This is a genomic window from Roseateles sp. P1_C6, from assembly GCF_056406315.1.
The window spans coordinates 105,205-120,764 of sequence record NZ_JBFUAK010000002.1 but is presented as its reverse complement, the minus strand read 5'-3'; the positions used below and the strand labels follow the sequence as shown (position 1 = coordinate 120,764).

General features: G+C 73.1%; 7 protein-coding genes. All 7 read right to left on the bottom strand.

Annotation, left to right across the window (positions count from 1 at the left end; genetic code table 11):
* Positions 1–2: 2 nt before the first annotated feature.
* From AC1D29_RS03575 to AC1D29_RS03545, 7 genes are read right to left on the bottom strand one after another with little or no spacing between them, the layout of a single operon-like run.
* The gene (locus AC1D29_RS03575; RefSeq protein ID WP_477894520.1) at positions 3–3,290 is read right to left on the bottom strand and encodes a phage tail protein; all 3,288 of its coding nucleotides are present in this window, start codon (positions 3,288–3,290) and stop codon (positions 3–5) included.
* On the bottom strand, positions 3,290–5,200 hold the full coding sequence (locus AC1D29_RS03570) for an ATP-binding protein (protein ID WP_477894519.1): 1,911 nt from the start codon (positions 5,198–5,200) through the stop codon (positions 3,290–3,292). Before AC1D29_RS03570 ends, AC1D29_RS03575 begins: the two co-directional genes overlap by 1 nt.
* Positions 5,197–6,894: a hypothetical protein gene (locus AC1D29_RS03565; RefSeq protein ID WP_477894518.1), complete on the bottom strand. Its 1,698-nt coding sequence runs from the start codon at positions 6,892–6,894 to the stop codon at positions 5,197–5,199. Before AC1D29_RS03565 ends, AC1D29_RS03570 begins: the two co-directional genes overlap by 4 nt.
* 2 nt (positions 6,895–6,896) lie before the next feature.
* Positions 6,897–8,162: a hypothetical protein gene (locus tag AC1D29_RS03560; protein WP_477894517.1), complete on the bottom strand. Its 1,266-nt coding sequence runs from the start codon at positions 8,160–8,162 to the stop codon at positions 6,897–6,899.
* Between the two features lie 4 nt (positions 8,163–8,166).
* The gene (locus AC1D29_RS03555; protein ID WP_477894516.1) at positions 8,167–10,623 is read right to left on the bottom strand and encodes a hypothetical protein; all 2,457 of its coding nucleotides are present in this window, start codon (positions 10,621–10,623) and stop codon (positions 8,167–8,169) included.
* An 18-nt stretch (positions 10,624–10,641) separates the two neighbouring features.
* Positions 10,642–13,368 (bottom strand): phage tail protein, encoded by a 2,727-nt coding sequence (locus tag AC1D29_RS03550; RefSeq protein WP_477894515.1) that lies wholly within the window; start codon positions 13,366–13,368, stop codon positions 10,642–10,644.
* The gene (locus AC1D29_RS03545; RefSeq protein WP_477894514.1) at positions 13,368–15,554 is read right to left on the bottom strand and encodes a baseplate J/gp47 family protein; all 2,187 of its coding nucleotides are present in this window, start codon (positions 15,552–15,554) and stop codon (positions 13,368–13,370) included. Before AC1D29_RS03545 ends, AC1D29_RS03550 begins: the two co-directional genes overlap by 1 nt.
* Positions 15,555–15,560 lie beyond the last annotated feature (6 nt).

Genomic DNA, 15,560 nt, shown 5'->3' with positions numbered 1-15,560 from the left:
GCTCAGTAGCCATAGGTCTTGCCGCCGTCCTCGATGCTGTTCTCTATCGTCACGGTCAGCTTGTCGAGCAGCTTGCCCTTCTTCGTCCACTCGCCGCTGCTGTCCTTCTCCAGCTCGTGAGCCTGGCATTTGAAGCCGGCCGTGAGCAGGTTCAGCGCCTTCAGCGACTGCATCTCGGCGGCCTCCTTCTTCGTCAGCGGCTTGCCTGACTTCTCCTTCTGCCTCAGCTCGGCCAGCCGCGGGTTGCCGCCGCGCGGTGGGGCCGCCAGCGCGGTGACCTTGTAGTAGATGACCTTGCCGTTCTTCTTGTTGACCTCGTCCTTGACGGTCGACTCGACATCGGCCTTGTGCTTGTTGTTGGCCCGCTTGGCGATGGGCGTCAGGTTGAAGCGCAGGCCGGGCCCGCCCAGGGTGTGGTTGAGCAGGTGGCCCTGCACATAGTGCGTCTGCCGCACGGACTTGCCCTTGCCCGCGCCGAGGTCGCCCAGCGCGTCCCAGATCTTGGCGTTGTCGCCCGGCGGGTTGCCCGGCGGGTGGTCGTTGCTGAGGATGGTGGCCTCGGCCGAGATGCCGCCGCCCAGCCCGTCGGTGCCGCCGTAGCCGATGACGGAAGCCGGCCGGCTCTTGTCCGCGTTGAGGATGGTGATCTGCGTGGCCAGGTCGTTGAACCACTGCTCGACGTTCTGCGCATGCGTGGCGTCGTCGCCGCCGCGCGGCTTGCCCTGCTCGATCTTCTGCGCCAGGCCACTGGCCGCCGTGTGCGCCGCCTTCACAGGCGCCGGCGCCGACTTGGCCGGCTTGTTTTTCGCCAGGTACTGCGACCACGGCACGCCCGGTGAGCTGGCCACCAACACCTTGGTCGACTGCTCGTTGCCCTCGGTGTAGAGCGTGATCTGCTTGCCCTCGGCCGAGATGCTCTTGCGATGCTTCCACCACTGCATCACCTTGGCCGCACCAGCCTTGACCTTGCCGACAAGCTTCTTGACGACAGCGACGATCTTGGCGATGACCTTGTCGATGGCCGCATCGACCTTGGCCTGCACCTTCTTGATGAAACCCTGGATCTTTTCGGTGATACCCGACAGCCCCAGCAGCCGCGCCAGGAAGCCGATGACCACGGGGATGGCCGCCGCCAGCGACTTCTCTATCCAGGCGATCGCGCCGCCGATCGCGCCCGTCGCGATCGCGTAGACGGAATTGATGACCGCCTCGACCAGCGCCATGATCTGCTGCGCCTTCTCGATGACGAACATGACCACGTTGTAGATCGCGATGATGGCCTGGATGATGGCGCCGGCCGGGTTGAACATGGACACGATCTTGGTCACCGCCTGCTTGACGACGGTCTCGATCAGCCAGTCCTGGATGGCGCCGATGACCATCTCCTTCAGCGTCGACAAGTCCTCCTTGACCTTCTCCCACAGCGCCGCCACGCCGCCGGTGAACAAGGCCTGCACGTACTCGACCAGCTTCTCGATGACGGTCACCGCCGTCTCGCCGATCAGCTTCACGGCCTTGGCACGCAGCTTGGGGTAGGTGATGCCTAGCACGTCCAGCACGAGCTTGAACACCGACATCAGGCTCAAGTCGCTGGGCAACGTGATGCCGGTGGCCGCCAGCGACCCCAGCAGCCATTTGAAGAAGCCGGCCTTCAGGTGGGTCCAGATGTTGCCGATGAAGGCGTTGAAGCCGCCCTTCACCGCGGCCAGCAGGTTGCCCAGGAAGGCGATGGGGTCGTCCAGGATCAGCTGGATGGTCTCGGCGCCCTTCTTCAGCAGCCCCAGCAGCTTGGCCTTGAACTCCATCAGCGCCTTGACGATCTCGCCCAGCTTCTCGATGAAGCCGGCCACCAGGCCCTTGTTCTCCTCCTGCATCTGCTTCAAAGCCTCGTCGGCTTTGTCGAAGGCCTCCTTGTACTTCTGCGCCAGGCCCGCGGCGATCTCGTTCTTCTTGCTCTCTATGCCCTCTTCCAGCTCCTTGAAGCGGTCGTTCACCGCCGTCTCGGCGGCCTTGCCGGCCGCCTGCAGGTTGGCGGGCAAGCCGGCCACGTAGGCCTTGATCTCGGCCTGGCCTGCGGCCACCTCGGCCTTGGCCTCGGCCAGGCGCTTCTCGACGAGGGCCGCGACGCGGTCGATCAGCGCGTCCATGGACTTGGTGAACACCGCGCGGCCCTGGGTGTAGAACACGTTGACCTCGTCGGGCAGGCCCAGCGCCGCGTCGCGCAGCCAGCGCGCCAGGCCCACCAGCGGGATGCTCAGGTAGCGGCGCAGCTTGTAATCGAACAGCTTGTCGTCGACGAAGCTCTTCATCTGCGCGATGGCCGCGTCCACACCGGGGTCGAAGATGGCGCTGACCTCCGCGTCCAGCCCGCCCAGCTTGGCCTCGACCTTGGTCTTGGTGCGCGTGTAGATGGCTTCGATGTTGGCCGCCACCTTGGCGCGTTCGGCCTCCTCCTTGGCCGCCTGCTGCTGCTGGCGGCTCAGCACCTTGACGTTGCCGCCGCCCTTGCGGCCGGCCATCAGCAGCGAACCCATGCGCGCGCTGCCGGCAGCCTGCGCGCCGGCCTTGGCCAGCACCCCGCTCTCCTTCGCGCGGAACACGCCCGGCGCCTTGTCGGCCTGCGCCGCCACCTTGCCCTTGGCATCGGCCACCGCCGAGAAGCGCGGGTCGTTGGCCTTGGCCAGGCTCTCGGGCTTGATCTTCTCGTCCTTCAGCGCCTGGTCGGTGTCCTTCTTGGTCTCCTGCAGCGACACCTCCTGCGGCTTGGCCGGCTCGGGCATGGCCTGGCCGCCGGCGATGGGCGGCGGCGTCGCCGCGGGTTCGGCCGGCAGCGGCGTGCTGGGCTGCTCGGGCACCGCACCCGTGTCGGGCGGCTTCTTGACGGCCTGGTCGGCCGGGCCGGTGGCCGCTTCCTTCTGCTGCGCCACGCCGCCGCTGCCTGCGGCCTTCATCTGGCCTTGCGCACCGCCCTCCATGAATTTCTCGGTGTCGCCCAGCGTCTTGGGCATGGCCTTGTCGATCTCGGCGCGCAGCAAGGCCTTGAACGAGGCCGGCTGCGGCTTGGGCGCCGGTGCCTCCTTGACCGCATCGACGACCTTGGCCTTGGCGCCAGCCAGGCGCTCGTTGGCCGGCGGCTTGGCGGACTTGCTGGCCTCCTTGGCCTTCCTGGCCGCGGGCGGGTGCTGCTTGAGCTTGGTCGCACCGGCCTTGGCCTGCTCGGTGACGGCGACAAAGCGCGGGTCGCTCTTGGGTTTGGCGACGCGGGGGGCGAAGGAGCGCGGCGCCAGCATCACAACCTCGCCAGCGGGCACAGCCCGCCGCTGCGCCGGTACTCACGCTGCAACGCATCGAACAACAGCGCCGCGTCGACACACTGGTCCTGAGACAACGCCGCCGACACCGCATCCAGCACCACGTTGCGCACCTGGCCGCCCGCCAGCGCGCAGGCCTCGGCCACGGCGCCCAACTGGGCGGGCGTGAGGGCATGGTCCTGCGGCAGGTGCGCCTGCCACAGGCGCAGCCGCTCGGCCACCTCGGGCGGGCGGAACGGGATGACGAAATCGAAGCGACGCATGAAGGCCGAGTCGATGCGCGCCTGCGCGTTGGTCGTCACCAGCACCAGGCCCTGGTGGCTTTCCAGCCGCTGCAGCAGGAAGTTGGTCTCCAGGTTGGCATAGCGGTCGTTGCTGGAGCCCACCTCCGTGCGCGGCGCCAGCAGCGCGTCGCCCTCGTCCAGCAGCAGCATCACGTCCAGCGCCTGCGCGGCGGACAGCAGCTTGTGCAGGTTGCGCTCGGTCTCGCCGATGTATTTGCTGACGACGGCCGACAAGTCCAGCCGGTACAGCGGCAGGCCCAGTTCACGCGCCAGCACCTGGGCGGCCAGCGTCTTGCCCGTGCCCGACGGGCCGGCGAGCAGCGCGCGCACGCCGGCATTCAGCCGCGCCGCAAAGGCCGCGGGCAGCGCGCCACCCAGCCGGTCGCGCTGCTGGCAGCGCGCGGCCAGCGCGGCGAGGTCGCGATTCAAGGCCTCGTCCAGCACCAGCGCATCGGGCGGCGCCTGCGCCGGGTCCAGCCGCTGCGCCAGGCGGGCCAGGCCGGTGGCGCCATCGGCCAGTGCCGCATCACGCAAGGCCGCCTCGTCGCAGGCCATGGACTGCGTCAGCGCGCGATGCAGATGCCCGCAGGCCAGGTGCAGCCGCGCGGCCAGGCCCGGTGCATCGGCCAGGCCGGGCCTGACGCTGTGGATCAGGGCCAGGCGTTGCTCGTAGGCCGGCAACGCGAGCGTGATGGCGAGGACATCGGCAGGCAGGCCTTCGAGCCCGTCCTCGTCGCCCGCGACGACCGCATGGCCGCCCGCCAGCACCGGCAGGCGCAGCGCCTCGCCGGGCAAAGCGTCGGCGCGCAGCAGCAGCATCGCGCCGCACAGCGCAGCCAACGCCGCCAGTGTGGCGGGTGGCGGGCTGCTGCCGTCCAGCCGGCACTCCAGCACCGGCCTGCCCTGCTCACGTGCCAGCGCCGCGATCAGGCTGCCACGGCCGTTGTGCTCCGGGCCACGCACCAGCAGCGCCTGACCGGGCTGCCAGCGCGCCAGCCGCGCGCGGGTCGCGGCCGTCAGCACCAGGCTGGCCACCGGCGGTGCGGTCTCGGCGGCCCGCAGGCGCAGGCCCGGCGCGGGGTCGGCAAAGGGCTCGCCGCGCAGCGCCGCCCAGCAGGCCTCGTCCACCTCGAAACGCTGGGCCGCGCGCGACTGGCCGGCGCTCTCGGGCTTGAGCACGCCGGCCTGCAGCAGCACCCGCAGCGCCGGCCTCAGGCCCTGGCCCGGCAGGTTGCCAAAGCTCTGCTGCAGCCAGGCCGGGCCGGGCTGGGCACCGTCCTCGCCCAGCGCCTGGTTCATCGCCTCGAACAACGGGCCGAAGCGCCGGTCCTCTTCGGCCAGGCCGTGCACCAGCCACAACTCCACGGCCGGCTCGGGCCAGTCGCGCGCCAGCGCCGACAGCCCCGGGTGCGGCAAGGCCTCGTCGGACAGGGCCTCAAAGGCGGTGGCGTGGTCGAGCGCAAAACCGAAGCGCGCGGCGACCTCGTCCTCGCCCAGCAAGGACTGCGCATCGCGCACGACGCGCCAAGCCGCCGCCAGCAGCAGCCCGCGCAGCGCGGTCGCGGCCTGCGGCCAGAGTTCGGGCGTGGGGTCGGCACGCATCATGCGAAGACGAAACGCAGGCTGCAGCCCGCCGATGGCAGCCAGCCGGGGTCACGGTCCAGGCCGGCCAGGCGCCAGGCCACGTCGTGGGCCTGCAGGTCGAACTCGACGACCCACTCCGCCTCGCTGTGCCACAGCCGCGCCGGCCGGTCCAGGCTCAGTGCGCTCGGCCAGGCCGCCGTACGCCGCGCCAGGCGCCGGCACAGGCGCTGGCGCAAAGCGCGGGCATAGGCCGCCAGCCAGGTCGGCCAGGGCCCGGCTGCGGCGCCGGGTGCGGCGGGCATGAACTGGGGCACGGCCCAATCGCCGCCGTGCTCGGCCAGCATGGCTTGCAACGGGTCGCCGGCCGGCAAGCGCCAGGCCGTCGCCAGCGCGCCCAGCAAGGCCCACAGCGGCACCGGCAGGCCCGGGTCACGCGGCCGCGTGAAGTCGGGGTAAAGGCCGTCCTCCAGCAGCGCGTTGACGATGAAGAGCAGCGGCGCCTGCCGGGTCGGCAGAGCTTGCGGCCAGGGCCACGCGGCGGCGGCGGGTTCCAGCGGCGCTGGCAGCGCTGCCGCGCCAACGACCGTGGCGGGCTGCACAGCGCGGGCCCCTGGCAGTTCCGCGCGCGGGGCGTCTCGCGCGGCCAACTTGGCGGCCGGCGGAACGACCGATGCGTGCTCGCCGGTGGCTGCAACAGGCCGCGCTGTGGGCGACAACGTCCCGGCCCAAGGCTGGGTTGGCGGCGCCGGTGCATCGGGCGTCAGCTGCCGGCCGGCTTCGGGTCCTGGCGGCAATTGCGCTTGCCGCTGCGTCGGGATCTCGGCCGGCACGGGCGATTCGACGGGCGTTGCGATGCCGCCGTGGGGTGCGACGGCGGACCGCGGGCTGGGCGAAGGGCGCCTGGGCTCGATCACCGGCGCTGCCGTCAATGTCGACGGGGCCGGCTGTACCACCAGCGCTGGCGGTGCGTGCAGGTCGATGGCCTGTTCCGCCGTATCCGTGCGCAAAGCCGCGGTTGCGGCAAGCGGCAAATTGGCTGGCAGGGACGCGCACGGCGCAGCACCGACGTCCGCCACCACGACGTGCGGCGCGGCCGAGGCCGCCGGCGTCGCTGCAGGCGGCGGTGACGCCGGGTCGGGTGTGTCGCGACTCTCCCGCACCGGCTCGGTCAACGCCGGCAAAGCCATGCGGGCTGGCGGAACCGACGCCGCCACCGTGGCATCTGGCGCCAGCTTCGCCAGCAGGCGCTGCGCGCCGGCCTGCGCCTCGGGCCGCGCGGCCCAGGCGTGCTGCCATTGCGGCCACGCCCGGCCCAGCAGGCCGCGCCACCACCAGCGATCCAACTGCCCGGCCTGTGCGGCCAGCGCCAGGCAGGCCAGCATCTCGGCGGCATCGGCAAACAGCACGGCCGGCGCCGACTCCGGCACGGGGCCCAGCGCCGGGCGGGCGGCCTGCGCCAAGGCGGCGTCGAAGCGCTCACGGCCCGTGGCGATCCAGTCCTGGCGCCAGGCCGTCGGCGCGGGGCGCAACAGCGCCGCCTCGGGCGCCTGCAACTGCAGCCGGCGCAGCCACAGCAAGGCCTGCGGCGGCAGGCCGCGGGGCAGCGCGTCCTCCAGGTCGGCGCCCAGCGCCTGCAACGCCAATCGCGCGGCCACCGGCTGCGCGCGCGCCGGGGTGCGGGCGCGCAAGGCGTGGATGGCGAGGCTGGCGGGCATGGCTAGCGGCGTTTGCGGTCGGGCGCTTGCGTCAACGCGGACGCGGCGACGGCGAGTTCCTCTTTGCTCGGGCCGCCCTCGCGGCGCCGGCCGGCGGCGAGGATGCGGGCAGCCGCGGACGCGACCTTGGCCGATGTGCGCTCGCCCATGCCGCCACCGATGCCATCGCCACCCGACGCCAGATCCCCGGTCGCGCGCAGCAGCAGCCGTTCGGGGTGGCCTTCAAGCTGGGCCAGGTGCAGCTGAGCACCGGCGCGGCGCAGTGGCACGTCCTGCCAGCCGTCCAGCAGCGCCCGCGCGAACAGCGCGCGGTTCAGCACCTGCGGGCTGGCCGGCACGCTGCCGGGCAGCAGCTTACGGAACTGGGCGAGCTGCGCGGCCGTCATCGGCAGCGTCGGTGGCAGCCAGACGAAGGCGGCGGCCACGGCCTTGGCCTCCATCAGCTCGGCGAGGAATTGCGCCGCAAAAGCCTGCATCTCCACGGCCCAGGACGACGGCCACATCGCATCAGCCGCCTCGCCGGGCGGCGGCGCCAGACGCCGGCGCGCGCTGTCCGTGTCCAGCCACAGCGGCACCGCCTTGGCATCGATCTGCAGCAGCGCCAGCGGCAGCTCATCCGCCGACAGGCCCGGCGCCGCGGCGCCGCCGCCGATGCGCTGGCGCATCCACCAGCCCACGCGGCCGGCCTCGGGCACGGTGGTCAGCCCCCAGCCCGGCGACAGCAGCGCGACGGCCAGTTCATTACGCACCGACGCGGCGGCGAGGCCCGCCGGCGCCTGCACCTCCACCAGCCGCGCACGCACGGCCGGCTGCTCGGTGCGGCGGTTGCACGCGCCGACCTCGCCCAGCAGCGTGGCGGCGCGGCCTTGCGCGCTCCAGGCGGGCGTCAAGGTCAGCAGGTAGAGCCCGGCCAGCGGCTGGCCCTCGGCCAGGCCGGCGGCGCAGTTGCCGAAGCCGCTGAACGAGCTGCCGCGACCGGCGCTGCTGAGGTCCAGGTCCAGGTTGCCGATGGCGATGACCGCCCCCGACGGCGTGACGCCCAGGCCCGCGGCGATGTGCAGCACGCTGCCGGCGCCGGCCGCGACCGTCAGCCCCTCGGCCACGCCGCAGCCGATCAGGCGCGCCAGCCGCCGCTCCGCGTCGTCGCGCGCGGCCTGCTCGCGGGTCAGGTCTTCGGCGCTGAGCAGGCGGCCGTTGAAGAAGAAGCTGCGCGGCTCGCCGTCGACGGCGATGACCTGGTTGAGCCGGGCGTTCAGGACGGTGGCCATGGCTTCAGCTCCGGCCGATGACCAGCCACATGGGCGGGTCGAACTTGGTGGCGGCAATGACGGTCAGCGAGTTGCGGTTCTCCAGCCCCAGCTTCTGGTCGCCCTCGATGCCGCCGACGACCAGGCTGTTGCTCATCACCTTGATGACGATGACGCGGCCCTCGTCGAAGCCACCGGCTTCCAGCCGCGGCAACTCCAGCTCGACGGCGCGCGTCACGGCGGGCACGGCGACCACCAGCACGTGGTCGTCGTTGGTCACGCGCAGTTGCGCGGCGGTGCGCACGTAGCGGATGCGCCACTGGCCCACGTCCGTCGCCCCGCCCTGCGGCGCGGCCGTCTGCACCAGCTCGCCGCTGCCGGCATCCCAGCCCACCAGCGCCGGCACCGTGCGTTGCGGCAACGCCGCCAGGCTCAGCGCCTGGAAGCGCGGCGCGGCGGCCTGATGCAGCGGCTGAACGGTGTTCAAGGTGACAACGTTGGCACTGGTCGCCGCCGTCAGGCTGGGCGGGCTGCTGGCATTGCCGGCCGCCACGACCTGCGTGGCCGTGCCGCCGCTGGCGCTTGCGTCGATGCTGAGCTCCAGGCCGCCGCCGCTGACCGCACGCAGATTGACCGAGGTGTTCTTGCCGTCGACCAGTGTGGCCAGCGCGTAGTCGCCGCCGCGCGGCGTCGCGCCCTTCACGCCGACCAGCATCTGCATCTGGCCGGGGCGCGCGGCCAGGCCCGTGCCGCCGTCGTCGATGCGCACCGGCGCCTTCTCGCCGGGGGCGTAGACGAAGGGCGGCGGCGTGCCCGCCGACAGCGCGGCCTCGTCGCCATCCCAGGGCCTGGCCGCGACGACGACGCCCTTGTCGTCGGTCGCCAGCAGGCTGTTCAGCGGCGCGCCCAGCACCAGCTCGCCGTCAACGGACAGGCTGCCCGTCACGCTGGCGTTGCCGCCCACGGTCAGGTCGCCGCTGAGGTCCAGCCCGGCGAAATCGGGACTGGCGCCGGGGCCGATGTCCTGCACGGTGTCCAGCCGGATCGTCGGCGCGGCGCCGGTCGTGTCGACGAGGATGTTGGGCGATGGGCCCACCGGCTTGGGCAGCGCCGCGCCGGCCAGCGTGCCAAGCTCGAAGCGTGCCGGTGTGGGGCCCGCGGCTGAGCGGCCGACGAGGATGGCGCCGGTCGTCGGCGCCGCGGCCTGGCCGGTGCCACCGTCGGACACGGGGATGGGCTGCGTCATGGCCGGGCCGTAGTAATCCGGCCCGCCGCCCAAACCGCCGCCGGGCCATTTGACGGCCGGCACGACCTTGGCCTTGTTGCCGCTGCCGCCATCGGTGGTGTCCGGCACGAGGTCGATGCGCGTCATCGCATGGTCGTTGGCGGCGAAGTCGGCCAGCAGGTCTTGCGCATGATCCAGCTCGGGGTCGCCCTTGCCCAGCACGTAGTGGGCCTCGCGCGGCGCGTCCTGGCTGCCGTCGCGCAGCAGCCATTCCTGCAGCAGGCGCAGGTGCAGCAGCTGCGGCCGGCCCAGCATGCGCACGGCGCGCGTGCCGTCGGCGCCGGCCTTGGCATCGACGGCAGCCAGCAGCAGCGCGCGCTCGGCCAGCGCTTCGGCGGCCGGCACCGGGCCGTGGTGGGCCATGAAGCCGGCGCGCAGCAGCCGCGTCCAGACCTCGAAGGCGGCCGCGTAATAGGCGGCCACGTCGGCGCGCGGGATCTGCAGCTCCTTCGGTGGCGCGGGCAGGCTGACCTTGCTGGGCTTGGGCAACGGCGGCGTGGCGCTGGCGGGCATGGGCGGCGTGGGCGCATGCGGGTCGCCCCAGGCGGCCGTGATGGCCTCCTTCAAGCCGCTTTCGACTTGCGCCTGGAAGCTCAGCAACGTCTGCCCGGCCGGCGCGGCCGTGCGGATCTTGATGCCGCGAATCCACGCGACGACGGCGCGCAGCGCCAGGTCCTCGCTGGCGTCGGGCGGCGTCCACGAGAAGTCCAGCGCGAAGCTGTCGACGATGCGGGCGTCGGCGCTCAGCTCGCTCTCGTCACGGCAGGGCTCGCCAGGGATGGGCACCGGCGATCCGCTGCTCTCGGCAAAACGCAGCAGCACGTAGACGATGGTCTTGGCGGCCGTCGTCGGGTCGCGCGCCAGTTCGGCGTCCAACCAGGTCTGCAGGTTGGCGCATTGCTCGGCCGCGACGCCCACCAGCCGGCCATCGGGCATCAGCGCCAGGCCCGGCGCCACGCGCACCTGCTGACCCTCGCTGGCCGACGCGGGCTTGGGCGCGGCCACGCCCAGGCCGGTGATGACGCCGTAGCCTATGGTCTCGCGCAGCGCGCGCTCGTCGCGGGCGGCCAGGTAGGCATGCTCCTGGCGGAAGTCGTCCACGCCCAGCACCATGCCGAAGGTGTAGTTGACGCGCTGCAGCGGGTCGAGCGCGGCGTCGGGCGCGGGGGTGAAGCTGGAACCGGTACAGCAGCCCATGATGTGTCTCCCAGGTGTTCAACGATCCAGGCCGACGCGGTCGCGTGGCGGCAAGGGTCGCGGATGAGTCAGTTGCCCGCCGCCCAGGTCGCGCTCGCCGAGCACAAGGGGCGGCCAGATGGATTCCGAAGTCAGCGCGGCCAGCTCGGGGCGGCGCAGCAGGCCGTGCTCCAGCCGCGTGTCGTGCCCCAGCCGCGCCTCGCCGACGCGGAACAGCTCGAAGCCGAAGCGGATCTCGGCCACGGTGTGGGCCGGCTTGTCGCGCGCCACCGCGCGCTCGACGGCGGCGCGGCGGCGGGCCAGCTCGTCGAAGTCGATGGGAGCCGTGCCGGCGGGCAGCGGCAGCACGACGCGAAAGCGGTGCGCGGGTCCCAGCGCGCGGACGATCTGTGCCTCGAAGCGCCACCAGTCGGCCAGCGCCACCGAGCCGGCCGGCAGCGTCAGCGGGTTGGGGATGCGGTCAAAGCCGCGCCAGGCCGTGCCCCAGGCGGCGTTCAGCAGCGAGATGCGGCGCCAGCGGCGGGCCAGGTAGTCCTGCCAGCGCTGGCGCAGCGGCGCGCAGGGCTTCGTGGCGCGCAGGTAGTCGTCGAAGGCGGCGGCACGCGGGCGCGGCTCGTCTTCGGGCAGGTCGGCCAGGCCGGTGGACTGCCAGGACGCCATCAGCGCGATCTCCTCCTGCGCGGCGCGCGGCAGGAAGCCCAGCGCCTGCTGCAGCAGGATGGCGTCGCCCAGCAGCGACTCATCACCGGCCAGCCGTGCCAGCAGTGCCGCCCTGCCCTGTGCCGGCCGCCAGGCATTGCCGGCCAGCGGCGGCGCGAGGCCGAACAACTCCTGCAGCCGCACGCCGCGCACGCGCTCGGGCAGGCATTCGGGTTCGGCCAGCCAGGGCTCGGCGTCGACATCGTCCGGCTCCCAGGCCAGCGTGGCCGCCAGCAGCATGCCGGGCACGGTGCCGCGGCGCGCATGCACTTGTGCCGCGTGGCGCAGCAGCGCGCGGCGGCGCGTGGGGCCGTTGGAGCCGTCGAACGTGACGGCCAGCCAGTTCGCCAGCCAGTCCAGCGTGGCGCGCGGCGCGGTGCGGGCGTCCAGCAACAGCTGGGCGGCGGCGATGCGGTCCTCCCATCGCGTCAGCTCGCCTTCGAACAGCGCCAGGAAGCGGCCGGTGAACTCGGCACTGGCCGGGTCGGCGCGGTAGACCGCCGGCAGGTAGTGCTGCAGGTAGCTGAAGCGCGGATACCAGGCGCGAAGGCTGGCGAGGCCCGGGCTTTGCTGGCCGTCGCCGCTGGCCCTGATGCGCAGCTGCAGGTAGCGGCCGGTGGCGGCCTGCAGCAGGCAGGTCAGCGTCTGCACTTCCTTGCACGCGGTCAGCGGCGGCTCGCGCCAGGGCAGCTCGGAGCCGGCCGGGTGCGGCAGCAGCGCAGGCTCGTCACGCCAGGGCTGCAGCACCAGGCCCTCGGGTGTGTCGGCCGCACGGCTTTGCAGGCGGATGGCGCTGCCCGGCGGGCGGCGGGCATCCAGCGCGACGCGGTGCCAGACGCATTCGGGCGTGGCGCTGTCCCACACCGGGCCGGTCAGCTCACCCTCGCGTTCGCAGCGCGGCCGCGGCAGCGTCAGCAGCGGCAGCCAGCGGTCGGCCCCGGCGTAGAAGGCCCGGGCCGACGGGAAGCGGTGCAGCACCTGGCCCGCGCCCAGGCTGGCCAGGCCACCGGCCTGGTAACGGCGCAGCGGGATGAAGTCACGCTGCAGCTCGAAGGACCAGACGCCGGTGTCCGACTCGGTGGCCCTGAAACGGAAGGCCTGGTCACCGCTGGCCGCCAGCAGCAACACGTCGAGACCGCCGCCGGCCGGCCATTCGATGGCCAGCGTGCGCATGGACAGCACCGTGGGCTGCAGGTCGGCCGTGGCCTGCTCGATCTGCTCTTCCAGCGGGCCGACCGAGGCGCTGTCCACGCCGTCCCAGCGCATGACGGACAGGTAGAGGCCGTCCATCTTGACGCGCAGCACGAGGAAGCGGCCACCGGGCAAGGCCGCGCAGGCAGTCGCATCGGCGCCCAGGTCCAGCTGGCAGGGCGGTGCCGGCGGCGGCGGCGCTGGGGCGGGTTCGGGCGAGAAGGCGGACGGGCTGGCGACACGCGGCACGCAGGGGCGCAGGTCGGGGCCCAGGCGGTGCAGCACACCGGCACTGAACAGCGCCACGCCGCCGTCGTCCAGCGCCAGCAGCGCTTGCGGCGCGGGCATGGCGCCCCAGGGCTGCGGCAGCGGTGGGCCGCCGCCGTGCAGATCGAAGATCAGCAGGCCGCCGGCCGCCGCACTGGCGGCGACGAGGTAGTGGCCGCTCGTCACCGTCAGCGCATCCATCACCAGCGGCGCCGCCGGCGCGGCCGGTGCGCAGGGGCCGAAACTGCCGGGCTCGGGCTGCGCGGCCGGCGCGTCGGGCAAGGGCCAGAAGCCGGTGATGTTGCCGCTGCCGCTGGACCAGATGCGGATGGCCGTGCCCTCGGCGTTCAGCGAGTACAGGTTGCCGTAGGCGTCGAAGACACCGCCGGCGCGCGACGTTGGCTCAGGCAGGGCTGCCGCGCTGCTGGCCTTGAACTCGAACAGCAGCGGCTTCAGCACCAGTTGGCCCAGCGCGGCCTCGTGCGCCTTGTCGTCGGGCAGCCAGGCCCAGTGCGTGTCCGGGTGGGCGCGCTCGGTCCAGTCGCGCTGGGTGACCAGCGCGTGATAGCGGCTGCCGTTGCTGTCCATCAGCAGCTCTCCGGAACCCGCGGGACGGGCAGCCGGATGGCCGGGGTGCCGGTGTCGTCGTCGGTCGGGCCCGCGCCCTGGCCGATCAGGTCGGACAGCGGCACCGGGTCGCCCAGGCTGACGGACAGGCCGGCGATCAGCGGCAGCTGCAACCCGGCCAGCGGCACGCTGTCGCGCTGCGCGCCGCTGGAGTCGCCGAGCAGCAGGCCGGTCACGCCCAGCACGCCGTCGACGCGCGCGGCCACGGTGGCCAGCTCCAGCGCCGCGACGGACTTGAAGAGCGGCCAGCCGCTGGCGCTCGTGGCATTCGGCAACGGGGCCAGGAAGGCCTTCAGCGCTGCCTTCACGCGCTCGCGCACCTCGGCCACGCCCTGCCCTGCATGCAGCTCGATGCCGACGCTGATCCACAGCCCCGCGTAAGCCGGCCCGCGCAGCAGCACCTCGCAGGTGACCAGGCGGCGCGGCGCCAGGTGGTCGCAGACGGCGTTGATGAAGTCGGCGCTGGGCAGCGGGTAGTCGGGCCGGCGCGGGTCCTGGCGCGGGATCAGCAGGCAGGTGACGACGCCCGGCTGGTCGCCCGGCAGGCCCGGCGACAGCTCCGGGTGCCAGGCCGGCAGCACCTCGACGCGGCCCACGTCGGCCTGCGGTGTCTCGCGGATGATGGCGTCGAAGTCGTCGGCGCTGACGGCACGGTCGCGGTGACGCAGCACCAGCGGGATGCGCTTCTCGCCATCGGCCGCGCTCTCGGCGTCCAGGCCGCCGGTGGCCGCGCGCGGGTTGCCCAGCTTGACGCCCGGCGGCAGCGTGGGCCCCAGCTTGATCGCGCCGGCGGCGACGTTGCCGGCCGAGCCCGAGGCCCAGTCGAAGCGCACGGCGATCTCCGCGCCGGTTGCCGGCCGCGCGCCCCGGGCGCCGTCGCCAAAGCGGATCTCGCCGCTCTCGGCGTCCAGCGCGAACACGCTGGCGCCGGGCTGGCCTTCGGCGGGCGCCGCCTCCAGTTCATCGGTCAGCAACCACGGCGCGCCGGCCACACTCAGCAGCAGCGACTCGGCCAGCACCTGGCCATGGCTGAGCCGGCGGCGCTGCTCGGGCGAGCCGTCGCCCGGTGCCAGCAGCTCGCGGCTGACACGGCTGCGCTGGCGCACGACGGCGCAGTGCGTGCCGGCCCAGGCCAGCTGCACGCCGGCCGTGGCCAGGCCGTCGATGCGCAGCCAGCTGATGAGGCGCGCGGCCAGGGCCTCGTCGGTCAGCTGCGGTGGCAGCTCGCCCACCCCGGCCTCCAGCGGCTCGGTCTCGGCCCAGGTGGCGATGTCGTCGGCCTGGCTGGGCAGCGTGACCTGCAGGATGCCGGCCTGCTCGGGGAAGCCGCTGGGCGCGACGGCGTCCAGGCGCCGGTACTCGCCCGGCGTGCCGCTGCCGTCGGGCCTGGCCTTGGGCGCCCAGGCGCTGAGCGCGGGCGGCGGCAGCGCCGGGCGGCCGGGCTGGATGCGGGCACTGGTCTCGGGTGGCTGCGGCACCAGGCCGATGGACAGCGTGCGGCCGGCCAGCTCAGCACGCGCATTGGCCAGGTCCGCCGCGCTGGGCTTGGGTGGCGCCAGCAGGGCAATCCACAACACGCCGTCCACGGTCTCGGCGCCGATGTCGAGCGCACCGGGCAGGTCGGCCAGCTGCACGCTGTCGTAGAGCACGGGCTCGACGCCGGCGTCGCTGCCGGAAAAGTCGCGGCCGGTGGCCTCGTAGAGCTGGCGGTAATAGTCCAGCGTGGCGGGGTCGGGCGTGCCGACGACGCGCTTGAACACCACGAGGCCGCTGACGGGCGGCAGGTCCAGGCCGGTGTCGCTGAGGAAGGGGATGGCACCGGCCAGCAGCGGCAGGCCCGACGGCAAGGTGATGGTCTTGCGCTCACCGGCTTCATTGCTGAACTGCACGAGCGCGCGCGCCGGCTGCGCGGGCCGCAGGCCGATGCCCAGCAACTGCAGGAACTTCAGGCGGTTGCGCTCGGGGATCAAGTTGGCGCGGTAGAGCAGGCTCTCGGCCATGAAGGCGAAGAGTTCGACGAGCGTGACGCCCGGGTCGCTGGGGCCGGTGTGCGTCCACTCCGGCGCGTGCACGGCCGCCAGGGCCAGCGTGTCGCGCACCAGCGCGGCGTGGTCGCGGTCGTCGATGGCGGGGAGTTGGATGGGCATGGGTGT

Bases quoted from the DNA above. Each gene is read 5' to 3' on its own strand.
- AC1D29_RS03555 (WP_477894516.1), bottom strand. From the start codon at position 10,623: ATGGGCTGCTGTACCGGTTCCAGCTTCACCCCCGCGCCCGACGCCGCG.
- AC1D29_RS03570 (WP_477894519.1), bottom strand. From the start codon at position 5,200: ATGATGCGTGCCGACCCCACGCCCGAACTCTGGCCGCAGGCCGCGACC.
- AC1D29_RS03560 (WP_477894517.1), bottom strand. From the start codon at position 8,162: ATGGCCACCGTCCTGAACGCCCGGCTCAACCAGGTCATCGCCGTCGAC.
- AC1D29_RS03565 (WP_477894518.1), bottom strand. From the start codon at position 6,894: ATGCCCGCCAGCCTCGCCATCCACGCCTTGCGCGCCCGCACCCCGGCG.
- AC1D29_RS03575 (WP_477894520.1), bottom strand. From the start codon at position 3,290: ATGCTGGCGCCGCGCTCCTTCGCCCCCCGCGTCGCCAAACCCAAGAGC.
- AC1D29_RS03545 (WP_477894514.1), bottom strand. From the start codon at position 15,554: ATGCCCATCCAACTCCCCGCCATCGACGACCGCGACCACGCCGCGCTG.
- AC1D29_RS03550 (WP_477894515.1), bottom strand. From the start codon at position 13,368: ATGGACAGCAACGGCAGCCGCTATCACGCGCTGGTCACCCAGCGCGAC.